At 55.0% G+C, this 25347-nt stretch carries 23 protein-coding genes and 2 pseudogenes; 5 read left to right on the top strand and 20 right to left on the bottom strand.

Features of this window, described 5'->3' with window-relative positions:
• Positions 1 to 192: 192 nt before the first annotated feature.
• The 3 genes from ACXUPB_RS09200 (at position 193) to ACXUPB_RS09210 (ending at position 4030) form a co-directional block, all read left to right on the top strand.
• Positions 193 to 753 (top strand): hypothetical protein, encoded by a 561-nt coding sequence (locus ACXUPB_RS09200; protein WP_472956356.1) that lies wholly within the window; start codon positions 193 to 195, stop codon positions 751 to 753.
• Between the two features lie 801 nt (positions 754 to 1554).
• Positions 1555 to 2544, top strand: coding sequence for an IS5 family transposase (locus ACXUPB_RS09205; RefSeq protein WP_179917328.1), 990 nt, complete (start codon positions 1555 to 1557; stop codon positions 2542 to 2544).
• A 268-nt stretch (positions 2545 to 2812) separates the two neighbouring features.
• The gene (locus ACXUPB_RS09210; protein WP_339806973.1) at positions 2813 to 4030 is read left to right on the top strand and encodes a hypothetical protein; all 1218 of its coding nucleotides are present in this window, start codon (positions 2813 to 2815) and stop codon (positions 4028 to 4030) included.
• Between the two features lie 17 nt (positions 4031 to 4047).
• On the opposite strand, the gene ACXUPB_RS09215 is transcribed toward ACXUPB_RS09210, so the two are convergent.
• From ACXUPB_RS09215 to ACXUPB_RS09245, 7 genes and pseudogenes are all read right to left on the bottom strand, one after another.
• Positions 4048 to 5928 carry a monovalent cation:proton antiporter-2 (CPA2) family protein gene (locus ACXUPB_RS09215; protein ID WP_472956357.1) on the bottom strand — a complete coding sequence of 627 codons (1881 nt, stop codon included), beginning with the start codon at positions 5926 to 5928 and terminating at the stop codon, positions 4048 to 4050.
• Between the two features lie 45 nt (positions 5929 to 5973).
• Positions 5974 to 6174, bottom strand: coding sequence for a hypothetical protein (locus ACXUPB_RS09220; protein WP_176304980.1), 201 nt, complete (start codon positions 6172 to 6174; stop codon positions 5974 to 5976).
• A 121-nt stretch (positions 6175 to 6295) separates the two neighbouring features.
• Positions 6296 to 6535, bottom strand: a pseudogene (locus tag ACXUPB_RS09225) (IS1380 family transposase); the annotation flags it as partial.
• Between the two features lie 185 nt (positions 6536 to 6720).
• On the bottom strand, positions 6721 to 8211 hold the full coding sequence (locus ACXUPB_RS09230; RefSeq protein WP_472956359.1) for a tripartite tricarboxylate transporter permease: 1491 nt from the start codon (positions 8209 to 8211) through the stop codon (positions 6721 to 6723).
• 15 nt (positions 8212 to 8226) lie between these two features.
• Positions 8227 to 8676 carry a tripartite tricarboxylate transporter TctB family protein gene (locus ACXUPB_RS09235; protein WP_246362451.1) on the bottom strand — a complete coding sequence of 150 codons (450 nt, stop codon included), beginning with the start codon at positions 8674 to 8676 and terminating at the stop codon, positions 8227 to 8229.
• Positions 8677 to 8704: 28 nt separating this feature from the next.
• A complete protein-coding gene (locus tag ACXUPB_RS09240) occupies positions 8705 to 9667 on the bottom strand; it encodes a Bug family tripartite tricarboxylate transporter substrate binding protein (protein ID WP_179917324.1) in 963 nt (320 codons plus the stop codon).
• A gap of 55 nt (positions 9668 to 9722) precedes the next feature.
• Positions 9723 to 10490, bottom strand: a complete 768-nt coding sequence (locus tag ACXUPB_RS09245; RefSeq protein ID WP_246362448.1) for a GntR family transcriptional regulator — start codon at positions 10488 to 10490, stop codon at positions 9723 to 9725.
• An 81-nt stretch (positions 10491 to 10571) separates the two neighbouring features.
• Here ACXUPB_RS09245 and ACXUPB_RS09250 point away from each other — a divergent pair, with 81 nt between their 5' ends.
• The gene (locus ACXUPB_RS09250; RefSeq protein WP_179917323.1) at positions 10572 to 11429 is read left to right on the top strand and encodes an amidohydrolase family protein; all 858 of its coding nucleotides are present in this window, start codon (positions 10572 to 10574) and stop codon (positions 11427 to 11429) included.
• Positions 11430 to 11568: 139 nt separating this feature from the next.
• Here ACXUPB_RS09250 and ACXUPB_RS09255 read toward each other — a convergent pair whose 3' ends face one another.
• The 13 genes and pseudogenes from ACXUPB_RS09255 to znuC form a co-directional block, all read right to left on the bottom strand.
• A complete protein-coding gene (locus tag ACXUPB_RS09255) occupies positions 11569 to 11772 on the bottom strand; it encodes a helix-turn-helix transcriptional regulator (protein ID WP_179917322.1) in 204 nt (67 codons plus the stop codon).
• Positions 11769 to 12140: a hypothetical protein gene (locus tag ACXUPB_RS09260; protein ID WP_472956363.1), complete on the bottom strand. Its 372-nt coding sequence runs from the start codon at positions 12138 to 12140 to the stop codon at positions 11769 to 11771. The genes ACXUPB_RS09255 and ACXUPB_RS09260 overlap by 4 nt, the downstream gene beginning before the upstream one ends.
• Positions 12141 to 12609: 469 nt before the next feature.
• Positions 12610 to 13149 carry an invasion associated locus B family protein gene (locus ACXUPB_RS09265; protein ID WP_339935715.1) on the bottom strand — a complete coding sequence of 180 codons (540 nt, stop codon included), beginning with the start codon at positions 13147 to 13149 and terminating at the stop codon, positions 12610 to 12612.
• Positions 13150 to 13494: 345 nt separating this feature from the next.
• A complete protein-coding gene (folE2, locus tag ACXUPB_RS09270) occupies positions 13495 to 14397 on the bottom strand; it encodes a GTP cyclohydrolase FolE2 (protein WP_339935714.1) in 903 nt (300 codons plus the stop codon).
• Positions 14394 to 15485, bottom strand: coding sequence for a CobW family GTP-binding protein (locus ACXUPB_RS09275; RefSeq protein WP_339935713.1), 1092 nt, complete (start codon positions 15483 to 15485; stop codon positions 14394 to 14396). Before ACXUPB_RS09275 ends, folE2 begins: the two co-directional genes overlap by 4 nt.
• Positions 15486 to 15491: 6 nt before the next feature.
• Positions 15492 to 15956 carry an RNA polymerase-binding protein DksA gene (dksA, locus tag ACXUPB_RS09280; protein ID WP_218927809.1) on the bottom strand — a complete coding sequence of 155 codons (465 nt, stop codon included), beginning with the start codon at positions 15954 to 15956 and terminating at the stop codon, positions 15492 to 15494.
• 85 nt (positions 15957 to 16041) lie between these two features.
• Entirely contained in the window at positions 16042 to 18033 is a 1992-nt protein-coding gene (thrS, locus tag ACXUPB_RS09285; RefSeq protein WP_472956367.1) for a threonine--tRNA ligase, read from the bottom strand.
• A 100-nt stretch (positions 18034 to 18133) separates the two neighbouring features.
• Positions 18134 to 19135: an arsenic resistance protein gene (locus tag ACXUPB_RS09290; protein WP_179917317.1), complete on the bottom strand. Its 1002-nt coding sequence runs from the start codon at positions 19133 to 19135 to the stop codon at positions 18134 to 18136.
• A complete protein-coding gene (locus ACXUPB_RS09295) occupies positions 19129 to 20250 on the bottom strand; it encodes an NAD(P)/FAD-dependent oxidoreductase (protein WP_472956368.1) in 1122 nt (373 codons plus the stop codon). The genes ACXUPB_RS09290 and ACXUPB_RS09295 overlap by 7 nt, the downstream gene beginning before the upstream one ends.
• A gap of 15 nt (positions 20251 to 20265) precedes the next feature.
• Positions 20266 to 21687, bottom strand: a complete 1422-nt coding sequence (gene cysS / locus ACXUPB_RS09300; RefSeq protein ID WP_339935710.1) for a cysteine--tRNA ligase — start codon at positions 21685 to 21687, stop codon at positions 20266 to 20268.
• 42 nt (positions 21688 to 21729) lie between these two features.
• Positions 21730 to 22380 (bottom strand): DUF1826 domain-containing protein, encoded by a 651-nt coding sequence (locus ACXUPB_RS09305; protein ID WP_246362441.1) that lies wholly within the window; start codon positions 22378 to 22380, stop codon positions 21730 to 21732.
• Positions 22381 to 22458: 78 nt separating this feature from the next.
• A pseudogene (locus tag ACXUPB_RS09310) lies at positions 22459 to 23304 on the bottom strand (metal ABC transporter permease).
• The gene (gene znuC / locus ACXUPB_RS09315) at positions 23294 to 24085 is read right to left on the bottom strand and encodes a zinc ABC transporter ATP-binding protein ZnuC (protein WP_472956370.1); all 792 of its coding nucleotides are present in this window, start codon (positions 24083 to 24085) and stop codon (positions 23294 to 23296) included. The pseudogene ACXUPB_RS09310 and the gene znuC overlap by 11 nt, the downstream one beginning before the upstream one ends.
• 104 nt (positions 24086 to 24189) lie before the next feature.
• Between znuC and ACXUPB_RS09320 the strand changes: the two genes are divergently transcribed.
• Positions 24190 to 25167 (top strand): zinc ABC transporter substrate-binding protein, encoded by a 978-nt coding sequence (locus tag ACXUPB_RS09320; protein ID WP_472956372.1) that lies wholly within the window; start codon positions 24190 to 24192, stop codon positions 25165 to 25167.
• The last annotated feature ends 180 nt before the right edge of the window (positions 25168 to 25347 follow it).

A 25347-nucleotide genomic window follows, 5' to 3' on the forward strand; every position in this document is an offset into this window, starting at 1 on the left:
GTTTCACGTCGATATCAGAATAAACGTTCATGTCATGATCCTTCATCAGGTGGAGGTCATAGTGTGGCTAAATTGATGCTAGTTATGTGCTCAGATTAATTAACGGTCGGTGCCGACCCTGAGCGGTCATCCGCCGTAACTACATATTCACAATAGCCTATAGCTCACAATAAAATAAACTATTAGGCTTACATGATGAAACTGCCAAATTTTGCTACCCACTACTATTTGCCTGAAACTGGTCCGTTTCGGAGTCTCTCCGAACTTCCCGCGGGGTCTGAAGATCCCGTCTTCTTAGATATTCTAACTCGCCATCAGCGTGATACCGGCTATCGACGGCGTTACGGCAGGAACTATATTGAAGTCCGAAGCAAGGTCGAAGCTAGGCTGCGTGAACTCTTCGTTGCGCGAGGGGGTAAACCGCGCCGCTGTCACCCTTTTTATCTGGTGCTTGGAGAATCCCCTTGGTTTCGTGATCTAAACGCTAACCAAAATGAGCTAAAAATACCTCTATCGGAGCTTGACCCTGAAACAACTTCCTTGACCTACCCGGATAGCTTTATTGCGTTATCCCGAGACGATAAGCCTTACTACAATAAAGTGTTTCTTCTTAGCGAGATGAGTGAGCTCGTTACGCGATTCGGAATTCCTGAAAATGATCATGTTGTTCCTTATGAGCGTTACTGGGAAACAGATTTTGAGCTCTATATTGAGGTGCAGCTTTGGGACCTTCCACCTAGATTCAAAACATAACAACTCCATTCATGGCGACATCTACTACTTGCGGCTTCGTCTCTATTTCGTAGCCGCGCATGCTAACTGGAGTTATATCAGGTTTACCTAAACGTCCGTACCTGGCCGAATGGGGAAGCTTCAGGCAATGCTGATGGAACGGCTGCAGCACCGGTCGCTGGAGCCGATCGGCCTCAGATTATCGTCCGACCAAAGGATATTGGAGCTTGTGATATTTGAAACACTAGCAACTCGATTGGGTGGGTCCGCTTTCTTAGCGGGGGTCAAGTATCTTTACGTCTGACTCGTTCCCCATAGAATCAAGGGTAAGAGGGCTCCGCGGAATTTTTTCGAGCACATAAGCCCTGGGGTTTCCAAAGAGTTCGTGCTGGCATCACTAGGTCCGCCGCACCGGCAGTGCGAGGAGATATGGCAATATAATTTTGGGGACGCCCTAGCGCAGATCGAATTCTATTTGGATGGGGCTGCTCGCTCAGTGGCCCTTGCCATCACTTATGAGAGCCCGAAGCAGGGCTTCAAGCTCCCGACTCTTGAGGTTCCACTCGGGAAGCTGACATTTAACGAATTTCTTGTTTGTCCGGAAGGACACTTTAGGTACCGATCGACATTGAGAACGTGTGAACTTCTATATGAAGTAAAGTTTCCACCGTCATGGACGAGCAACCATTACACTTTTGGAGCACTTTGCGTACTCACACCAGGAGCACTAGGGAAATACTGCATAAATCCCGCCGCAGCTGCCTGGCAGCCGGCGGCGGGGTAAAATCTGGCTACCCTGTCACCACCTGACCGAGCCACCCGATGAAGCAGATCTCGTTCGCCCAAGCCGAGTACCAGAACAAGAAAAAGGTCACCCGCCGCGAGCGGTTCCTGGCTCAGATGGAAACCCTGGTGCCTTGGCAACGGCTCATCGGCGCGCTGTCGCCCGCCTACTTCCCGAACGCGGCCGGTAAGCGCGGCCGCCCGCCCATCGGCCTGGAGCGCATGCTGCGGATCTACTTCCTGCAACAATGGTATGCGCTCGCTGACGAGGCACTCGAAGATGCGATCTACGACAGCCAGGCAATGCGCGACTTCGTGGGCATTGACCTGTCTGTCGAGAGCGTGCCGGATGCGACCACGCTGTTGCGTTTCCGCCACCTACTGGAGAAACATGCCCTGACCCAGCGGATCTTCGAGGAAATCAACGCCCACTTGGCTGAGCAAGGCCTGTTCATGCGCGAAGGCACCATCGTGGCCGCCGCGCCCTCTACCAAGAACAAGAACAAGGTCAAGCAGCGTGATCTGGAGATGAAGCAGACCAAGAAGGGCAGCCAGTGGTATTTCGGCCTGAAGGCCCATATCGGGGTCGATGCGGTCACCGGACCGACTCACAGTGTCGCCGCCACCTCGGCCAACGTCGCCGATGTCACCATGGCCGGTGCCCTGGTCCGAGAAGATGACAAACGGGTATACGGCGACGCGGGTTACACCGGTATGTGGAAGTATCTCGACGAAGAGAAGGATGCCGCGGATTCCCGATGCTGTGTTGCCGCCAAACGCAGCCCCATTAAGAAGATGGAAGACACCCCCATGAAAGCACTGCTGCTGGCGATCGAGAAGGCCAAGGCCAGCATCCGCGCCAAGGTCGTGCATCCGTTTCATGTCATCAAGAACCTCTTCGGCTACCGCAAGGTGCGCTACAAGGGGTTGGCCAAGAACCAGGCGCAACTCTTCAGCCTGTTCGGGCTGGCCAACCTGGTGCTGACGACACGATGCGAGGGCCAAATTGACGGGGCCATTACGCCCTGAATCTGGCCTGACAGCCAGATAACCCGGCTGTCAGGGAAAACAGACCACATGAGGTGGTCGGAAATTGATCGCCGACGCGGTGATTGAGTCACTCTGAGTTCCTCAGTCGCTCGAAACCGAATTGATCAGTGGTTCCCTAATGCCGGCCCCGAGATGACTGTAGCGCGAGTCGCGGTATTCCGATCTTCAACTAAGCTTGGGTATGTCAGGGTGGTTTTTTTCAGGGTTCCACTACCCAATGCAGCAGCCACGTCGTCATGGAGCGCTTATGTCCACGGCCCGGAACGAGATCTCCACCAGGGAACCCGCACAGGAAGGGAGCCGGGCGGTCAACGCGTGCCGAAAAGTGGTGGGCCTGATACCCGCCCCGGAGATGCCCGCTGAGATGGCCAAACAGGTAATCAACCGGTTACCCGAGCTTTTGGCCAATTACGTCGATGACCGGTTGAACTGGGAGGTGCAACTGATCGTCGATCCGTTGATCGGTGCTGCAGAGGCTTCCAACGATATTATTGGGAGTATTCTCGAGTATAAGCGGGACCAGCAGTGGGACTACGCGATCTGTATTACCGATTTGCCGATCTTTAAGGACGGGCGCTTCGTAATCGCTGAAACCAGCACGGTGCATGGCGTTGCGATGATTTCATTGCCTGCCTTCGGCATTACCGCAATACGTCGTCGCCTGAACGAAGCGATCCTGCAACTGGTCAACGAATTGCACCATGGCAGTTCCGAAGAGGACCGTACTCGTCAGGAGCAGCGTACCCAGCAATCCGATAAAGTCCACGAGAGTCTGCGTGGCAAAGGTGCGCGGCAACTATTGGGCAGGCACCTCTACGAGAAGCTGTTTCCGATACGTCGGCTAACGCTATCGGGCGAGGGAGAGTCCTTTGACGTGCGCTTCATTGCCGATTCGTGGATCAACGGGAACCTTCGCATCCTGGCAGGCATGGTGCGCGCCAACCGCCCCTCGACCATCTTTCCTGCTTTCAAGCGCGTCATCGCCGTCGCGTTCGCGACCGGCGCCTATGGTCTGGTGTTTCCCACCCTTTGGCAGCTCAGCGCCAATTATGGCCGGCCACGCCTTGTTCTGCTGATGGGAGTGGCCATGGTGGCGATGATCGCCTGGATCATTATTGCCCACACGCTTTGGGAACCGATAAAAAACGCCCGATCACCACGTCTGGTTCGGCTCTATAACACGGTCACTGTCCTGACGCTGAGTGCCGGGGTCGTATTCTATTATGTGATCCTGCTGGGCCTTTTCTGTTTCACGGTCCTCGTTTTCATTCCGGCCAACATGCTGGAAGCGCAACTTGATCACGGGGCCAGTCTTCTCGATTATACCACTCTTGCCTGGCTCGCGACTTCGGTTGCCACTATCGCTGGCGCCCTGGGGGCCGGACTGGAAGATGAAGAAACCGTCAGAAACGCTACTTACGGCTACCGGCAGCAACGCCGCAACCAGGAAGCGAATAAGCGCTGACAATTCTGTTTTAGTGATCAGCCGTTGTTCCTCGGCGGGGTCCACGCCGGTGCTTCGTCCTCGATTCGCCGTGCGTCTTCCCGCATGGCGTGCCCCAGTGACTCGTCCAGTTTCATGAACAGCTCCCCGTAGCGCGGGCTGAAGTGGATGCCTTCCTCGATGTTGCGCCAGGCGCTGAACAATTGGTCTTCGTTGGCTTTTTCGCTGGCGACAAAGGATTGAGTCATCCGGCGGGCGCGTTCTGGGTGGACGCCCATGGCGGTGAGGGCATCGCCGCCGAGTTCCAGGGCGGAGTAATAGGTTTCGCTCACCACATCGTCGGCGCCGGCCTCACGCAACTCGTAACCATGGCCGCGGTCGAAGGAGCGGGCCAGCACCCAGACCCCCGGGTAAAGCTGTTTGACGTGACGCACCAAACGTACGGCCCGGTCCCTGTCATCAATGGCGACGACGAGCAGGCGTGCCTCGGCAATGCCGGCGGTTTCCAGTAGCTGGATGCGGGTGGCGTCGCCAAAGTAACTTTTCAGCTGGATCCGGTGCAGGTTTTCGACCTGCCCCAGGGCGTGGTCCAGGGCAACGCTGGGAATGTTGTTGGCGCGAAGCAACCGGCAGACGATCTGCCCGAAGCGGCCGACCCCTGCCACGATCACCGGGGCCTGCTCTTCTATCTCATCCGGCTCTGCTTCTTCATTGGAAGCCTTCTGATAGCGCGGCAGCACCACCCGGTCATAGACAATGAACAACAGCGGTGTCAGGAACATGGACAGGGCCACCACCAGTGACAGCACCTGAGCGGTGTCTGCAGGGATAACTTGGTTCTGGGTACTGTAGGTCAGCAGCACAAACCCGAACTCACCGGCCTGGGCCAGCCCGAGGCTGAACAACCAGCCTTCACTGCCGCGGATGCCGAATGCGAAAGCCAGGCCAAACAGAATCAGCGTCTTGCCAATGATAACCGCCAGGGCGAGAAGAAAGATCGTATCCCAGGAAGCCGCCAGAACGCCGAAATTGATTCCCGCGCCTACTGTTATGAAGAAAAGCCCTAGCAGCAGCCCCTTGAAAGGTTCGATATTGGCTTCCAGCTCGTGCCGGAATTCGCTGTTGGCGAGGACCACACCGGCCAGGAATGCGCCGAGCGCAGGCGAGAGGTTCACCAGGCTCATGAGCGCCGCGATGCCGATAATCAGCATCAGGGACGCGGCGGTGAATACTTCCCGCATGCCGGATCGCACCACGTAGCGGAACAGCGGCCGACTCAGGTAATGGCCACAGATAATCACGATCACGATCGCACCGACAACGGCCAGCCCATGCGCCCAGCCCGGCAGGTTCTCAACCAGGCTGAGGCTGCTATGCCCGCCCTCGCTGCCACTACCGGACATTCCGGACACGGCCAGCAGAGGGATGACGGCCAGCATGGGAATCACCGCAATGTCCTGGAAAAGCAGCACTGAGAAGGCACTCTGCCCACCTTCGGTTTTGACTAGGCCCCTTTCGGTAAGTGTCTGCAAGACAATCGCTGTTGAGGAAAGGGAGAAGAGAAACCCTACCGCCACGGCTGTTTGCCAGGCCATCCCCAGGAACCAGGCAAAACAGGTGGCTGCGGCTGCAGTCAGTGTGACCTGCAGGCCGCCAAGACCGAGCAGCCGAACCCGCATGGCCCAAAGGGATTTGGGGTCAAGCTCCATCCCCACCAGGAACAGCATCATTACCACGCCGAACTCAGCAAAATGCTGAAGAGTGAGGGCCTCCTGGCCCACCAGTCCTGTCACCGGTCCTATGACCACACCGGCCACCAAGTAACCGAGTACCGACCCCAGCCCGAACTGTCTGGCCAGTGGCACCGCTATTACCGCCGCCACCAGGTAGATAAACGCCTGAACAAAGTAGTCAGTCATCAGTCATGTCCGTGGGTCGAAAATCACATACCCATTCTTCTAACATTAGACCAACGGCTGCATTTCGCTTCCGGTATCGAAAATGGGGGACAAAAATGGGGACAGACCTGTTTTCTTCACCCCAATGATCAGCGTGGTCATAACCGTCAACTGGTAACCCGTGTGATTCATCACGGTCTTGTTAAAGTGGCTGATCGCACGCTTCCGGCTCTTATTCTTCTGCCAACGACATGGCAGCACCGCCACATATGCTCATTTATTCTCTAAATACTTGTCGCTTATAATATCAAGTAAAGAGGGCGGGGCGCTTGCTCACGGCCCCCTCGACCACTGGACGATGCCTTAAGAAAGGCGGTCGTGGTGGCGGTTAGGACAATGCGGCCAATCTTGGCCCTCCTCGCATCAGGGTTGGCCACCAATTGTCGGCGGCGGCTCCCAGGTGCAAGGTCACCCGCAATGCATGCATGGTGAGCGTGGCGGCGACTTTCAGCACCTGCTCGCGAAACCTCATTAGGCTCCACCTCTTACGGTTTTGATTCCCCATCAGGCAGCTCAGGCCGTGCGGATATTGTTTCAATCTAACCATTAGTTCTAGTTCGTTCTGGGCCTTCGGCCCTCCACCGGATGGCCTTTTCTCCGCTTCGCTACGTAAAGGCCGCTGCTGAATGTTGGCGTTACATCAGGAAAGTCTCAATGGCGGCTTCTGGCCGATAGCGGCAGTCAGTCATGAATATTGTCTGACCGCCGTCTACGAATTCAACAATAAAACTGTGGAATTCTTTCGTAGCGCTGTTACTCCTGACGAACTTTCCGTAGCATTTTCCAAACCTGTGAAAATAAGACCAACAACAGTAGTGCGATGATCCCCTGCGAGATAGGACGCGTAAATAGGGCACCCACGTCGTCTTGAGAGAGCAACATTGCCAAGCGTAAATTTTGTTCCGCCATTGGTCCTAACAGCACCCCCAACACTACGGGGGCGAGTGGGAAGGCGAGCCGGTGGAGTAAATAGCCGAGCAACCCAAAACCTAACATGACATACAGGTCCGTCATGTTTCCTTTGACGGTATAAACCCCCACTGCCATTAGCACCAAGGTTGTTGGAACCAATAACGCAGTCGGCATACGCAACACCTGCGCGAACAGGCGGGTGGCCACCATACCGCCCAGGAAAAGCAGTAGTATCGCCGTTATTAGCATCTGCCACATAAAGCCAAAGACCACATCAGGCGACTTCGTAAACAGTTGCGGGCCGGGCTGAAGGCCATGAATCATCAGCGCACCAAGCACTAAGGCAGCGACCAGGTTGCCAGGAATCCCTAGCGTTAGCGATGGAATCATCGACGAAGCATTGTCGGCACTGTTGCCTGATTCGGCTGCAGCAACACCCACCGGGTTGCCAGTGCCGAAAGAATCGGGATTTGAGGACTTGCGCTTCGCTTCGTTATAACTCAGTAAAGCCGCCAGATTACCACCAGCACCTGGCAAAATGCCTACACTGACGCCTATCAGCGATGAGCGCGCCCAGGTGCGCCAGTGCTGACGTATCAGCGTTAGTGCATTCCCGCTAGCATCGACTTTAAAGCTTCCTGCGTCGTAGTAGGTTGCGTTGCTTTTCTCAGCCATTTCAAGCACTGGCGGAATCGCGTAGAGGCCGATGAGCACGATAATCAGGTCAAAGCCCCCGCTTAGATAAAGTGAATCGAACGTATAGCGCTCCGCTCCACTGATGATGTCAACGCCTACTAGGCCGATGATAACGCCCAGTAGGGCGCCGAGCATGCCCTTGCTGATATCACTGCCCACTAACACGGCGATGCTTACAAGACCGAAAACGGCCACCCAGAAATACTCAGTGGGCCCAAAAGCGAGCGTGACCTGCGCCAACAGAGGGGCCAGCGTCATCAGCGCTATGGCACTGATAATTCCCCCCACGGCTGAAGACCAACACGCCGTCTTGAGGGCTAGTCCGCCTTGACCATTGCGCGTCATCGGATAACCATCGAATGTCGTCGCGATAGCCGCTGGCGTGCCAGGAATTTTAAGTAAGATGGCGGGAATAGCGCCCCCGTACATCGAGCCATTATAGATACCTGCCACCAGTCCTAGGGCGATCACAGGATCAAAGCCATAGGTCAGGGGTAGCATCAGAGCGATGGCCATCACCGGGTTGAGGCCGGGTAGGGCGCCAATCAAAATGCCCACCAAGGTCCCGACGAAGAGGCTAACCAAGGAACCAAACTGTAGGGCCACGGGCAGTGCATTGAACAGGGAATCAAACATAGCGTGTCACCCTATTTAGGAAACCAGGAAAAATTCGACGGGCAAGGGGCGTTTCAGCACCATTGCAAACAACCCGTATAACAGGATGATAAAGCCCACCGTAATACCTAGAACGACGATGGGGCGTCTTTCACCGAGCACCAGCGACAGTAGTATGATGAACAGCGTGCTAGTGGAGTAGAAACCCACCGTTGGCATGGCCAAGTAGTAGATCAGGCAACAGGCGACTGTCGCCATAAATCGTCCTGGGTGATCGATTAACGCGACAGCGATGCTACTCGACTCACTTGCCCCTAATCTCTGCGTAACGCCTTTAAAGATGAGAGAAAGTGAGAAAAGGCACATCAGAATGCCAACGCCCATAGGCACATAAGCTGCTCCAGCATCAAAGCCATTCCCCACCCCGACCACTGTGCAGCCGAGGATGAGGAAGGCGATGCCAGAGATAATATCTCTGAAGTTCATGAGTAAATTATCGTCCAGTCAGCATGGGTTAGTTTTTCTTAAGCCCAAGCTTGTCGAGTGTCTCGCCAATTGCTTCGGTTTCCTGTTGCAGGCGCGCACGAAGCGCTTCACCACGAACGAGGTTGAGTGTTTCACCTTGAGCAGCTAGGAACGTTTGGAACTCGGGGTGCTCTACTGCTCTTGCAACAGCATCGGCGATGACATTAACGCGTTGTTCATCCATACCCTCGGGTGCCAGCATCATGCGCCACAGTACGGTTTCCAGCTCGGGATGGCCGAGCGCGGCAAGTCCTGATGCCTGAGGGAGGGCTTCATTGTCGTCGGCGGAGGTCACGAGCAGACATTTTGCCTTGCCGTCTTCTACGTAGGGGAGCACCGGTGTGATGGAGCCACCGTAGATGTCCACGTGGCCGCCAAGGAAGTTTTGGAGTGTTTCACCGGCACCACCGAACGGAATGGGGCGCGCTTCAATGCCAGTGGCGTCGAAAATACGCTCTGCCGCTAAACGCATGGTTCCCCCAACACCGTCATTACCATAGGTGTACTGACCAGGGTTGTTTTGTAGCTCGGCTAGGAATTCCTCACCTGTTTCAGCGGGAAAGTCGGGGGCTACACACATGGTGTAAGCACTCTGAGAAGTGCTGGTGATCGGGGTCAATGTCTCGTAAGAGTACTGAACACGCTGCATGTGGGGCACGGTAGTGATCGGGCTATTCCAGGTAGAGAGCAGTGTGTAACCATCGGGCCTAGCCCGGGCAATTTGGTTTACCCCGATAGCACCACCTCCTCCAGCGACATTCAACACCGCTAATGACTCTCCTAACTCTTCCTGAAGGTACTGGTTAAGCATGCGCGCAACGTTATCAGTGCCGCCGCCAGCGGGTGCCGGTACGACTATTTCGATAGGACGATCCGGGTAGTCGTCAGCCATGACAGGCATAGCAGTAACTGCGGATAGTGCAACAAGAGACGTAAGCTGTAATTTTTTCATTGTTAGTTACCTTTTTTGGTAATGCAGGGTGTAAAGACGGGCATCAAATGCGCCCTTATGCGGGGTGATCACCGAGCGTGACACGGTAGCGGAATCGCTCGGGTCGTCCGTGTACCCGGCGAAACTCAATGACTCTTCCGGCGGGATTGCGGGCAATGCGTTGGATGACGGCGACCGGTGCCTTGGGAGCTAGCTCCAATTGCTGAGCGCTGGTCTCGGTAGCAATGCCGAATGAAAGCTCATCGGTGGCCGACGAGATTAAAATCCCGACTTTCTCCAGAAATACGGGATATAACAAAGGCCCCATCGCTTTTGGATTGAGCGATAAGAGTCCTTCGAAATCGGGTAGACGTAGGTAAAGTTCTTCAAACAGTAGCGGTTCGCCTGACCACAGGCGAACGCGTTCGAGTTTTATGCAATGGCTGACTGAGTCCTCACCAAAGGCTTTCTGCACCTCAGCAGGCAGCGGGACTTCCTGGCAGCTAAGAATTCGGCTTTCAGGAATGACGGGGATATCAGGATCATCCACGTCATGTACATGGAAGAAGCGAAACAGATCAGCTCGGAAAGCGGGTTGCTTAACGAAAGTGCCGGTACCTCGCCGCCGATCCAGCAGCCCCTCATCAACCAGCTGCTTCAGGGCCATCCGCATGGTGGCTAAAGCAACGCCATACTCTTCGGCTAAACGGTTCTCCGAGGGGATCATGTCGCCTGGTTTCCACTCACCATTGGCGATCCTTGAGCCTAATTGATCGCGGAGCTTGGCGTACAGGGGTAATCTTCCGTCCGTATTAGCAGAGAACTTGGCTCGCATAGGGGGCATCCAGTGGTCATTTTGATTTCTTGAGGTCATTGAAGACCCGTGTATACTTCTAGTCAACCAGTTCTCTAGAGAACTAGACTTATGTATAACAAGTTAGTGTATGTAAAATGCCCAGGTTTAGGTCAAGAGGTACTAACGGTGAAATTAGGTTTTGATTGCCATGCTCATGTTTACGGGTCCTTTAAGAACGTCCAGGAGTCTAACTACACTCCCTCCCGTCCTGCTCCTCTCGTGGATTGGCAAGAAAATCTCGAAAGCTGTCAATTAAGTGGTGGAGTCCTGGTGCAACCAAGCTTTCTAGGAAACGATAATCGGCAACTTCTTGAGATCCTCGCTAAGCTTGATCATGCTTATCGTGGGGTGGTTCAGCTCCCCAAAGAAACGACGATTGAAGAAATAGCCGCTCTTGATGCTACTGGGATTGTGGGCGTTCGGTGGAATCTTATTGAGGGGCGAAGTGCATTGCCTAACCTCAGTGATCCGCAATGGATAGACTTCCTGGATAATCTTAAAACCATGGACTGGCATCTTGAGTTGCATCTGGAAGGAAATCGGCTGCCTGAAATTTTCCCAGCGTTACACGAGCATGGTGTTAAGTTAGTCATTGATCATATTGGGTTACCCGTCGAGGCCGAACCCATGCAAGACCGGGGCTGCCGTCTTCTGCTTGAATCAGGACAGGCAGAGCGAACCTGGGTAAAGCTCTCGGCTCCCTATCGCTCACCGGTGGCAGACCTAAAACCGCATGTTCAAGCGTTATTGCACCATCTTGGGCGAGACCGATTGGTGTGGGGCAGCGATTGGCCGTGGACACGTCATGAGGATAAGCATACTTACGGCGATACCTTCAGATGGCTCAATGACTGGATTAATGACGCTGACGATCGACAGCATATTCTTGATACTAATCCCCGTTCCTTGTTCCGATTAGGCGCTTAATTGGGGGGGTATGACACCTCTGGCCTCGAGCCTACTCGTATTGATTGAGAAAGGAGGCATGTCTACGCAATGCTTTCGCGAGCAAAGAAGCGACATTGTGAGCTACCATCCTCGCGGTGAAGTAACAGACTGCTTCGGCTCATGTCGCGTGGTTCTCATCATCAAAAATTTTCTCAATGGGCAAACTAAAGGCGCGAGAAATCTGGAATGCCAGCGGTAAACTTGGGTCATATCTGCCATTTTCAATCGCGTTAATAGTCTGACGGGAGACGCCCAGGATTGTGGCTAAATCCTGCTGCGACCAATGGTGCTGGGCGCGCAGCGCTTTAAGTTTGTTTTTCATTGATATCGATGCTTAGCGATCATTAACCCAACGATCCACATTAGTCCCATGACGGGCCATACCCATAGCCATGGAAGATGAGGCGCACCGATGTTTTCCATGAAGCCATAGCTAAAAGTCAACAGTGCTGAGGCTGCGAATGCAAATCCCAGTGCTTCGAACTGAATCCGCAGTTGCATTTCATCCAGTCGTCGCAATTTCCGTACTACCGCCCAACACATAAATGCTGCAGGGATAATTGGGGAAAGGGTAATGATCGCGCGGGATACAAAATCGGCATACTGGAATTGATTCAGAGCGAACAATGACGCCACCAGCACGACCATGTAACACCCTAAAGCAGCGCCCATCTCGTAAAGATATCTCATCTATGCAGCCTCCAATGTAAAGCAGGCTTTACATTAATTAATGCTAGACTATAAGTAAAGCTCACTTTACATTTTCGGTACGTCACTTGATGTACTTAGGGATCTCAGCTTTGAAACCGACCTGCCTAGGCAGTAGATAGAAGGCCCACCGTGTCAATGTGTCTAAAAGGGGTTAATTCGCGGATAAGCAGTCCGCTCATGGCCGATAGCGACGCTATAGCCAGTGCAGGCGTTTTCCCTACCAAACCTCTGCCGGTTCTGCTATTTCCAAGCGTTATTCATTTCTAGCTAAGAGCGCTTTCCAGCTAACGTGTCGTTCGATACTAAGACCATCGTGCCGGAAGGGTAGGTGGTAGAGAGCAGTTTTACATTGAAACCGCGGCAGCAGGTGTCAACGCAAGCCTGTTATCAGCGGCAGGTAGACTTGCCGGCCCTCACGGGCCGGCGTTGTTGGATAAGGCTTCTAAGGTTAGCGAGCGATGCGAGTACTAGCATCGGTAAAGCCGATCAGCGAAATATCGACATCCATGCGTTCACCGCGTGGGCTAATCATGCTCAGGGTGGCCGTATTGCCACTGCGGAGCTGCTGTAGCATCGCTGGTTCAATGGGGGCGTCAGCGCGGCAGCCTTGTTCCTGGCAGACCTGATAGGGGAACTGGATTGGCTCACCGTTATCCACCACCAATTGCAAGCCTGGAGCTAGGCGTACGCCCAGCGGCACGAAGAAGCTCATCACCGGGTCATCGATCTGAGGCGGATAGTCGAGCACTACCTGCATCAACGGCTGGTTGCTGTCAGGTTGCGTGATCAATTGCGCCATCGCACACGGGGTTGGGCCTTCAGCATTACGCTGGCAGCGGACTTCCCAATCCTGGAACGATTCGGTGGTGACATCATTACCGGCCGCCCCCGGTTGTTGGCTAAAGGCGCTGGAAGACATCGCTAAGAGCGATAATAGCCCCATCTTGCATAGGTTTTTTGACAGGTTTTGAGTCAGATTGTGCGGCATTGGCGTACCCTCCTGTTGGTTCGCTGTTGGTGAATAATAACACGCACCATGCCTGCTTGTTCGCGTGAGGTCGAGCCCCTTATAACAACAGAGTTTAGCGGGGCGGTTTAATCTCCTGTCTGGGCATTAAAATTAAATTCAACTCAATCATGTGCTTAGAACACATTTTACTTGCTTAATGTCGGATAAGCTTGCGGGCATGTTTATCCGATTATAAATAGGGCAAGCTAACACGTATTGATCTTTGGCTTTTCTAGCATTGTTCAAGTTTTATGAAAGGTAGCAGAACACTGTATAAGCGGATCATAGAGGGTTTCTACAACCCTTCGTTTGGCTATAATTTTGCTACCAATTCCACTCGCTACGCGCCACGGCATCATGCGCATGAAGGCTTTCTGCATGCACGACCTTGAGTTTAAATGCGGCCACTCCTGGCGCCTTACGCAGTGCTCGATCAAGCCTTCTCACCGCGTCTTCACAGAACATCAGGTTCTGGCCATTGGCGAGGGCAAAGGCCTGCTCGTCGATACGCTTAACGGCCGTTTGCAACGCGGTACCGAGCGTCTTTTCAATGCGATTAATCGAACGCGCTACAAACTCATCTATCTGCAGTGTGTTGGCATCCTCTTCTGCAAGGCGCAGCGTGCAGTGAGCAAAGCTGCGCTGACTGTGAGGTGTCGCCAATATTCCCTCTTCACTGCCTAGCCACGCCGATACCGCCGCTTTGGTTAACGGGATTTCCGCAAAATCTTCATCAAAGGCCTGTTGAATTAATTGTCGTGCCAGCGCCGCCGAGCAGGGGCAGGTGGATGAGTAACCCACCTCAAGGTCAATATCAGCCTGGAAGCCAGTCGGCGTTACTTGGCAGCGCAGAGTAAAGGGGTAGCTTTTCCACCCGGCCAGTGGGCTAATCAGCGCCTCACGTTTAAGTGGCAATTCGCCTTTAAAGGTTAGATAGGCATGCTGTGAAAGCCCTTCGTGGCTTGCTAAAAACGTGCTTAATAATGCCTTTACTGCAGAAAGCGTTAACGCCTTCTCTTCTAACGTTTCCAGCGCCAAATAAAGGCGGGACATATGGATCCCGCGAGCGTCAGGGTTCTCCAGGCTCACCCCGGCATTGATCTTGACAGTTACGCTGCGGCTACCGAGCCGAATAGGTAGCGCGATACCTTCCATGCCCACCCACGTTAACGCCCCTGGCGAACGAGTAGTTTGGCTTGCGACATCGGGCAAGGTGAAAACGGTCATTCCTCTACCTCTTTGGATGAGTTAAAAAAGGTGTAAAGCTCCGCGACCGTTTCTGGTGCCACGTTTTGGGTGATGAAGACAAATCGTGAAACACGGTCGTGAACGCTGTTCGCTGGCAATGGCGCCGGGGGATGAAAAATATGCTGCACGCCATGTAGCGCCAGCGGCGTCTCTCGATCGGTAAGGTGCACCACGGCTTTAATACGCAGCATTTTGTCGCCCATCAACGACATCAAAATATCCAGCCAATTCTCCAGTGCCTCCGGTTTGATAGGCTCATTAACGCTAAAGCAGAACGCTTTAATATTGCTGCTGTGGTGGGAATGGTCGCTCGATCGGTGAGGACTCATCGTTGAATTTTTCAGTGGTGCTGAAAATGCGGAGGATGGTGTCTCAGCCTGATGCAGTGCGTAGCTGCTTGCTTTTAGCCACTGCTCTACTTGATAGCCTTGCGTATCGGTTCGGTAAAGCCCTGAGCCCACCAGTAAATCCGCCGAGAGTTCGCCGTTGATGACCTGCCACTGCTCCGCTGCCGGGTTTAACTTGGCCAATTGATTCGCCAGTCGGGAAACCGTCTCCTCACTAGCCAAGTCGGTTTTGGTGATTAACAGCTTGTCGGCCACCGCGACCTGATGCTGCGACTCCCGGTGAGCTTCCAGGGTCGCCGCGCCATTGGCCGCATCGACGCAGCACACGACGCTATCGAGCCTAAAGCGGTGTGCCAGCCAGTGATCTGTCATTAACAGCTGCAGTAGCGACGTAGGTTCAGCTAACCCGGTGGTTTCGATAACCACCCGAGAGGGCAGGGGCTTGTCTTGAGCCGCGATATCCTCGAGCGCTTCTTGCAGCGTCCGACTCAGATCACCACGCAGCGTGCAGCATAAACAGCCGCTACTCATTTCGATGACCGCTTGTTCATCGCTGTGGGTAAGCAACTGGTGATCCAAGCCGATATCGCCGAACTCATTGATCACCACCAACGTATTGCGCATGGAGGTTTGGTGAACCCAACGGTTGAGAAGGGTAGTTTTTCCACTGCCCAAAAAACCTGTCAATACATTGATCGGTAGTAGCGATGGCTCTTGCATAATGTCCTACTCCCACCTCGCTTTACGGTAATGGTGTTCTTTGCGCTCCTGACGCTCTTTGGCCTCAATACATAATCGTGCAGTAGGCCTGAACATTAGGCGTGGAATACCGATAGGCTCGCCAGTCTCTTCGCAGTAGCCGTAATCGCCATTCTCGATTCGCTTTAATGCCGCATCGATATTGTTGACCAAGCGGCTTTCCCGATTGGCTTGACGCAATGCCAGGCGCAACTCCTCTTCAAACGAGGCTTGGTCCGCCTCGTCGCTGTCGCGCTCGTGGGAGGCAATCGCGGTTTTCATCTCCTTTAAATGTGCTTCAAGTTCTTCGCGTTCGGCCAGCAGCCGCTGACGGAAAAACGCCAGCTGCTCGTCGTTCATATAGTCACTAGCCGGCATGGCCAGTAGCTTGGCTTCCCACTCTTTCATCGTTACTTCACGCTGTTTGTCAGCGTTGTTACTCGGGTCACTCATACAGCGATTCCGCCTAATTTTAACGTTATAACGTAGTATAAATGCGCCGGTGGGCACCGATCGCCCAGGGTGTAAGTCCGTCACATCAGGCTGCGCTCATTCGCTCAAGCAGACGCTGAAGATCGGTTTGGCGTTGATGATCATCGGGGGCTTGAACTTGCTCTAGCAGTTGCGCTATCGCCTGCTTGAGAGGTACTACGCCCAGGTCTTCGCCTTCACGAGTACGTATCGCAATGGTGCCTGCATCGCGCTCTTTCGCCCCCGCCACAAGCAAAAAGGGAATTCGCTGGAGGGTTTGTTCGCGAATTTTGTAGCCGATCTTCTCATTGCGTGTGTCTACTTCGGTACGTACCCCCACACCATTGAGTAGCTGGGCGACGTCCCGAGCATAAGCGGCGTGCTCGTCGGTAATCGACAGCACTACTGCCTGAACCGGCGAGAGCCAGGCCGGAAGCTTGCCCGCGTAGTGCTCGATCAAAATACCGATAAAGCGCTCCAGCGAGCCAAACAGCGCCCGATGCAGCATCACCGGAGGTTTGCGCTGGCCGTCCTCATCCACGTATTCAAGGCCGAAGCGCTCGGGCAGGTTCATATCCACCTGCAGCGTTCCGCACTGCCAGTCGCGGCCAATGGCGTCGCGCAGCACAAACTCCAGCTTAGGTCCGTAGAAAGCGCCTTCTCCCGGATTGAGTCGGTACTCAAGCCCCATGCCCGTTAGCGCCTGCTCCAACGCGCCTTCCAGAACATCCCAGGTGGCGTCGTCGCCCATGCGGTTTTCCGGGCGGGTGGAGAGCTTGATACTCACCTCCTCAAAGCCGAACTGACGGTAGATGTCCAGCACCAGGGCCACCACGTCGCGGCACTCGGCGTCCATCTGGCCGGGGGTGCAGTAGATATGCGCATCGTCTTGAGTAAAGTGGCGCACCCGGAGCAACCCATGGAGCGCGCCGGAGGGCTCGTAGCGGTGCACCTTGCCAAATTCACCCATACGGATGGGTAGATCACGATAGCTCTTTAAGCCGTGGCGGTAGAGCAGCACGCTACCGGGGCAGTTCATCGGTTTGAGCGCCAGCGAGCGGCCATCTTCGGTCTCGGTGGTGAACATATGCTCGCGATAGTTGTGCCAGTGGCCGGAAATTTCCCATAGGCTGCGGTCCATCACATCGGGGGAATTTACCTCCACATAGCCTGCGGCCTGCTGACGGCGGCGCATGTAATCAATCAGTGACTGGAAAATCGCCCAGCCGCGGGGGTGCCAGAAAACTGCGCCAGGCGCATCTTCCTGAAAGTGAAACAGTTCCAAGCCACGCCCCAGACGCCGATGGTCGCGCTTTTCGGCCTCTTCAAGGCGCTGTAAGTACGCTTTTAGCTGCTTTTTATCCGCCCAGGCGGTGCCGTAAATGCGTTGTAGCTGTTCGTTTTTGGCATCGCCCCGCCAGTAGGCGCCAGCTAACTTGGTCAGTTTGAAGGCGTTAAGGAAACGCGTGTTGGGAACATGAGGGCCACGGCACATATCCACGTATTCTTGATGGACATAGAGTCCTACCGCTTTTACCTCCTCGGGCATCTCTTCGATTAAGCGCTGCTTGTAAGCTTCACCGCGGGTTGTAAACAGCTCAGCCGCTTCATTCCGTGGGGTGATGCGCTTTACAACGTCATACTCTTGATCGATCAGCGCCTGCATGCGCGCTTCAATGGCGGCGAGATCGCTGGGCGTAAAGGGCCGCTCAAAGGCGATATCGTAGTAGAAGCCGTCTTCAATGACGGGCCCAATCACCATCATGGCGCTGTGGTAGAGCTGTTTGACGGCGTGACCGACCAGATGCGCACAGGAGTGGCGAATGATCTCGAGCCCTGCCTCATCGCGTGGGGTAATGATCTGTAGCTGGGCATCGCTGTGGATCATCTCGCAGGCGTCGACCAGTCGGTCGTTGAGCTTGCCAGCGATAGCCTGTTTGCCAAGCCCGGGGCCAATGGCATACGCCACCTCTGCGACACTGATGGGGTGGTCAAAGTGGCGTTGGGCGCCATCTGGTAGTGTGATGGTGACGGCCTGTTCGAGTGTGTTCGTGGTCATTGGGTAAACTCATAATTTATCAGAGGTTAGCAAGCGCTAGGTGACAGAAGTGATAGGGCGCGTGAAGAGCGCTTCGTTAGAGCACAAAAGCTATGTACAGCTATGTCTGCCGCTGGCTCGGGTAGCGGCGGGCGCTGAGCGCCAGCAGTACGCGCCGAAGGAGTGTTAGATGGGGGAACTCCACTAACATACCAATCACCAGGGCGGCATAGATCAGCGGTTGTCCAGGTAACGCGGTCATCGTGACCGCTAGCATCAAGGGGGCATTGCGGGCAGCGATCGTCATGGTGAGTAACGCGTGCTCCGGGTAATCCAGACGGCAGAAGCGGCAGATAATCTCGCTTAGCAAAAAGGTCAGCACGAAAAACACAAACACCGACAGCAGTAGTAAAGCAAACACACGGTGGTGAGCGAGCATCACGGCGATATTACCCGCGAATATTTGCATCACCAGCAGGGCGATAACCCAGGGAGTGGCGCGGTCTGCCCAGGTCAGGCACTGCGCAAAGCGTTGCGCGCCAAGTACGCGGCGCAGGATGTGATGCAGCGTTAACGCGGCAATCGCTGGGAGCACAAACCAGTAGAGTAGCGTTGTACCGATCAGCTGCACCTCAATGCTTCCCGTCTGCTGGGTAAACCACTGCAAATAGAGTGGATAAAGCAGCAGCTGGATCAGCATGTTGAGGGGAACCAGTGCCATGCCCAGCGCAATATTGCCTCCTGCCAGGCGGGTAAAGCCGAGAAACCAATCGGTACACGGCGCCATAAAGTAGATCACCAACCCCACCATCAATAGCGGATGGGCCGCCATGAACAATGCGGCGACGCCATAGCCAATCAGGGGCACGAACACAAAGTTGGCTACCAGGGCGATGGCCAAAAAGCGCAGGTTACTCGCCTGCTGGGCAAGCATCTCAAAACGCACACTGAAAAAGAGTAAGCCAATCATTGTCAGCAGCGTGGCATCGACGTTGTCGCCCAGCCACTGCCCACGAGCGGGGGCGAAATGGCCAAGTAACGCCCCACCAACGATCGCCGCCAAAAGCAGGCTGGAAGTTAGCGTTACACCGGGCAATCGTGGGCGAGATGAGAGTGTTAGCATTGGCACTCCTCACAGCATTCCTGATTGCCGAAGGCTCCCCATACTTGGTTATCGGCTTCTAGCACCCAGGCATCGATCTCCAAACGTTCGGCCAAGTAGGTGGCAAGCATGCTGAAGCGCTGGCGAAACTTGTAAATAAAGCAGTAGATTTGCGGGTCGTGGCGTACTTGCGGGCCGACTAAAAATAGCCCGGGCGTCAGGGTGGATTCATCTACCTCGTTGAGCCGTATCTGCCCTTGGTGATCCCGCTCCCACAGCGATTCGATCTGGCTTGCCCCGCCGCCGCTGATAAAACCCGTACCGAGTATAGGTGGCTGCTCACACGCCCATTGACGGCCGTCGGTGGCATGTATGCTAAACCCGGTGTCCGCATTAGCGATGACTTCGACAATATCCGCACCGAAGACAATCTCCAGCCGCCCGGTGTTGACCGCCTCGTCCAAGCGGCCACGGGTATAAGGCGAAAGGGAAAGGCTGGGGTCGTGGGGACTGCTGGGGTCCCAGGAGGATTTGCGCGCTAACAGGCGTATCGATCGCCCAAGTTGAACCAGATTGATCGCCGCATCGACGCCGCTCTCGTACCCACCGATCACTGAATAGCGAGGAGCGGTAAAGTCTGCCCAGTTTTCCACTTCGGCATAATGTTGGCACCAACTCGCCCCTGGGAATGGCGACAGCTCGGGAAACTGATACTCACCGGTAGCCCAGACCAGAAAGCGCGTCGTCAGTTCGCCCTGCTCGGTACTCAGAATAAAGCCGCCGTCCGCCGCGGACGCTACTTCCTGCACATGGCAATTTTCGCGGATGGGCAAATTGTGTTGTTGGGCAACAAAGCTCAAATAGTCTGCATACTGGGCGCCGCTGGGGTGCTCTACGCCGCAGTGCAGAGCGGGTGAGCTCAATGCATCCACGGCGTTGAGATCGGCTAGGCCGAAGGGGTTGCTGTAGAAAGAGGGGGTGATAAAGCGCGTTTGCGCAGGCCAGCGGCGCAGCGACTCCCCGATAAGCCCGCCCTCCAGAAGGGTGTAATCCAGATCGGGCAGTTTTGCCAACATAGTGGCCAAGCCTATCCCCGCCGGGCCAGCCCCAACGACAATCACATCATAGTGTTGCATTACGCGCCTCCCTGCTCATACCGTCACCGCGTCGGCGTACTGCCACTCGCTGCCATGCGGCGTGTCGTGGACCACTACGCCAGCCGCTTCAAGGGCATTTCGCAGGGCATCGGCCTGGGCGAAATCGCGCTGCTGGCGGGCGTGATGGCGTTCTGCTACTAGCGCATCAATCTGACTGACGGGCAGTCGGTCTGGCGAGGCTTGATCCGGTAATTCCCGCAGGGCATTTAAGGCGCTTACTGCCGGTTGCTGTAGTAAGCCGATTAACGCGGCAGAGGCGCGCAGTCGGTAGGCTGCAGTGCGCGCATTGTCTTCGGTAGTGGCATTACCAATAGCGCTTGCCAGCTCGTGCAAACGGCTAATCACCCGGGGAACATTAAGATCGTCGCGCAGCGCTTCCAGCACCTCGGCATCCGGCGCTACGTTCTTCCACTCAACCTGCTCATCCCCAGCGGCCGAGGCTAGGCGGCGGTACCAGCGCACCAGCGTTTGCCTCGCCTCAGCCAAGCGACGAGAGTTCCAATCCAGCGGGTGACGATAGTGGGTCGCCAGCAGCGCAAAACGGATCGCTTCACCGGGCGCTTGGCTGAGTAGGTCGCGCACCAGCAGTACATTGCCGAGCGATTTAGACATTTTCTGTCCGTCGACAGTAATAAAACTGTTGTGTACCCAGGTATGGCAGTAGAGCGCGCCGTGGGCGCAGGTGCCTTGGGCAATCTCATTTTCGTGGTGAGGAAAGATCAAATCCTGGCCGCCACCGTGAATATCGATGGTATGACCCAGGTGTTGGCCGATCATCGCCGTGCACTCCACGTGCCAGCCGGGGCGTCCGCGGCCCCAGGGGCTTTGCCAGCCGGGCATGGCTGACGTGGAAGGCTTCCAGAGCACGAAATCGAGGGGATTGCGCTTGTAGGGGGCAACCTCTACGCGCGCCCCCGCCAGCATATCCTCGGTGCGGCGTCCGGAAAGCGCTCCATACTCAGGGTAAGACGCCACATCAAAAAGCACGTGTCCCTGGGCCTCATAAGCGTGGCCACGGGTAATCAGTGTCGCGATCAGCTCGATAATGTCGTTAATGTGGGCAGTCACTCGAGGCTCTAAATCCGGCGACAACACCCCCAGCGCCTGCATATCCTCATGGTAAGCGTCGATATAGCGTTCGGTAATGGTGCCAATCGGTACCCCGGCCTCTGCCGCGGCGGCATTAATTTTGTCGTCTACGTCGGTAAAATTGCGTGCGTAAACGACCTCGGGGTAGTCATGCCGCAATAAACGCGCCAGTAAGTCAAAAATAACCGCGGGTCGGGCGTTACCAATGTGCGCGAAGTTATAAACCGTGGGGCCACAGACATACAGGGTCACCCGGTCGGGACGCTCGGTGCGAAGCGGCCCTTTAGTGCGTGTTAGCGTGTTATAGAGGCGAATTATCGATGTCATGTCGTCTCCACGATGGAAATAAGCGAGTCGCTATAGCAATGTCTAAGCGGGATCAATGGACATCAAAAGTCTTTTTTGATCGTTACCCAGGGAAGGGCTTCTATGCACTAAGCCGCGCTCTTCGCAGCCTTCCCAGCCGCTTCCTTTAAGTAACGCTATGTCACCCGGTGAAAGGCGTTGAATAGCGCTGGCATCGGTTGCTATGTCGGGTCGGGTGGGATGTGGCGCGCCCAAACCGTCACGGTTGATGGCGTGCTCCGGCAGCCATTCGCTGCCCGGACCGAAATAGGTGGTCACCATGCGCGCGGGGAGGTTGTCGCAATGAAACCGCGGGCACATGGCACTGTTGAGCAGGCGCACGCGTATGCCGACGGTCTGGGTATCAAACAAAAAAGCGATCGCTTCAGCGATGGTCGCCATATCGTCGATTAGTGGGTCAGCAGCTTCCGGCGCAGGAAGCCGTCGCCGTAAGTCGGCAATGAACGTTTCATCGGGATGACCCAGCCAGCTATATTGCCAGGCGCGGTCTGTTTGGCATTGTGCCTGCGCGCTAAAGGCGATATCGGCGGGAAGAGGCCGCTGAAAGATCGCGATATTAATGGCGTCTTCAAAGATACGCGGTAACACGCTGATGTCGTTATCGATGGCTGCATGCTCTGGCAGCATTAGGTGAGTAGCGGGTAGCGAAGACATAAATGGCTCCATAAGCGATGGTAAAACGGGATATAAGTAGTCACGCGGTAAACCGATGCAGCTCGGTCATCCACCGCGTTATTGATCCCTACGAGTAGAGGCGGGTTTGCCGCGTATAGAGAGGTGCTGGCATAAAAATCGCCAACTTTGGGTCACGAGCATGGCAAGAACAAACAGCACTGCGGCCAGAGAGACAATGGTCGGGCCTGTCGGTGTGTCAAACATGTAAGCGGCGCGCAGCCCGCCAGTCGTGGCTACCATCGCTATCATGGCGGCAATAAGCGCCATCTGTTCCGGGGTGCGGCTGAAAGGTCGCGCCGTGGCGGCAGGGATAATCAAGAGCGCAGCAATCAAGAGTGCGCCGACCACCTTGAGGGCGACGGCCACCACAATGGCCAGCGCTACCGTCAACACCAGCTGTTCACGACGCGGGTTGATATGGCTGGCATAGGCGAGTTCTTCGTTGAGCGTTGCAGTTAAAAGCGCCTGCCAACGCCATAACATCAAACTGATGACCAGAACGGCTCCCGTCCAGATAACCGCAAGGTCGATTTTGCCCACGGCCAAAATGTCGCCAAACAGGTAAGCATGCAGATCAATACGCACGCCGGAAACAAAGGAAACGGCCACCAGCCCAATGGCCAGGGCAGAGTGCGCGACTACCCCTAGCAGGGTGTCCATGGCATAGCCTTTGCCGCTTAATGTCGACACACAAAAGGCCATCAGCAGAGCAACGCCCATCACACCGGCGAAAATGGAGAGATTTCATAGCAGGGCCAAGGCCACCCCTAGAATAGCCGCATGGGCGGTGGCATCCCCGAAATAGGCCATTCGCCGCCAAACAACGAAGCATCCCAGCGGCGCTGCGGCTAACCCCACACCGAGCCCTGCCAATGCAGCGCGCCACATGAAGTCATCCAGCATGACGCAACACCTCCTTATCTTGTGGGTTCGCATGTTGGTGACGATAGAAAGCCAGTGCGCTAGCCGCTTGGTCACCGAAAAGTGCATGGTACTGAGGTGATGCGGAGACTTTCTCGGGTTGGCCTTCACAGCAGACATGCCTGTTCAGGCAGATCACGTGGTCTGCCGTGCGCATGACCACATGCAAGTCGTGGCTGACCATCAGCACCGCACAGTGGGAGCGTTGGCGGATCTGTTCAATGCGCTGGTAGAACTCGGCAACGCCCCGGTGATCCAGCCCCTGTGTAGCTTCATCCAGCAACAACAAAGAGGGACGCGATAGTAGCGCGCGAGCCAAGAGCACTCGTTGCAGCTGGCCACCGGAAAGATGATTCATGGCCGCATTCAACAGATGTTCGGCGCCCGCCTGTTCTAATGCTTCGGCAATATCACGGCTGGCATGCCGTTTGGGGAGGTTGATAAAGCGATGCACCGTCATCGGTAAGGTAGGATCCAGATGCAGGCGTTGGGGCACATAACCGATCTTCAGATCACGCGAGCGGACAATATGACCAGCGGAAGGTTTGATCGCACCTATCAGCGTCTTGACCAGTGTGGATTTACCGGAGCCATTGGGGCCAATGAGGGTGACAATCTGACCAGGTTTTAGCGACAGATTGATGTTTTCCAGGACCGGCTGCTGGCCAAATTGAACCGTCAACTGATCGGTTCTCAGCAACGCATTGTCTGTCAACGAGGTGCAATATTCAGGTATGCCTTTTGTTGATAGACGCGAAAACATAATAGGCTCCGAGTTGATTTATTGTTATGTTATAACATAATTTGTGCGAGTGCCAAGAGGTTAACGAGTCAGCAAAACGAAACAACTTAAAAGGAGCGCATGTAATGAAAATATCACTTGCCCGTATGACGTTGCCGGTACTGCTGGGATTTCCATTGGCCGCCATGGCCGATGTGCCGAAAGTCGCAGTAGACATCCCGCCGGTACATTCGCTGGTCAGTAAAGTGATGGGGGAGTTGGGGGAGCCTACGCTGTTTATGCAGCAGGGTGCCTCTCCCCATGGGTACTCGCTGCGCCCTTCGGAAGCAAAAACGCTGGATGCTGCTGAGTTAGTGGTTTGGGTCAGCAATGACTTAACACCGTGGCTTGCCAGCCCACTGACGTCATTAGCGTCAGATGCCGAGCATATGCAACTGATGGCGTTAGACGAAACGCAGGTGCTGAATTATCGCGATCGATCGACTGATCTCATGGGCGTTCATGATGATCATCACGACCACGACCACGACCACGACCACGACCACGACCACGACCACGACCACGACCACCATCATGATGGGGAAGACCCACACGGTTGGTTAGACCCACAAAATGCTCGCTTCTGGCTAGATGCCATTGCCGGTCGTTTAAGCGCGATGGATCCTGAAAACGCCGAGACCTATCAGAGTAACGCTACCCAGGCCAAAGCCGATGTGCTGGCGTTGCAAATGTCGCTGGAAAGCCAGTTTGCTGAGCAATCAGCACCGCGCTTTGTGGTCTTCCACGATGCCTACCAGTATTTTGAGCAGCGTTTTGACGTCCCTTCAGCAGGCGCTATTTCGCTGGGCGATGCCTCTGACCCCAGCCCGGCGCGCATTGAAGCCCTGCAGCAGCATGTGCGGGAGAATGATATCCATTGCGTATTCAGTGAGCCTCAATTCAACGCTACGATGGTAGAAAACGTCTTTGGTGATACACCGGCCGTGATGGGTGTTATCGACCCCTTGGGCGTTGAATTGCCCCTTGGGCCAACGCTGTACGACCAGTTACTGCTCCAGTTGGCCGATGCGCTTGAGAAATGCAGCGTGCACAAGGGGACATAGCGATCATTGCTATTAAGCAGTAAAAACTTCACAGGGCGACACTTAAACGGTGCCGCCCTGTTGTTTGATGCTACCAGGGATAAAGAGAGGGGCATGTTAGCGATGGTGTCCGGCGTGGCCACTAAAAGTGGTATTGAACGGTAGTATCCCCACCCAGCTATTTTCTTTGTTGGTGGACTT

This window comes from Vreelandella sp. DA03-1M (assembly GCF_055725665.1).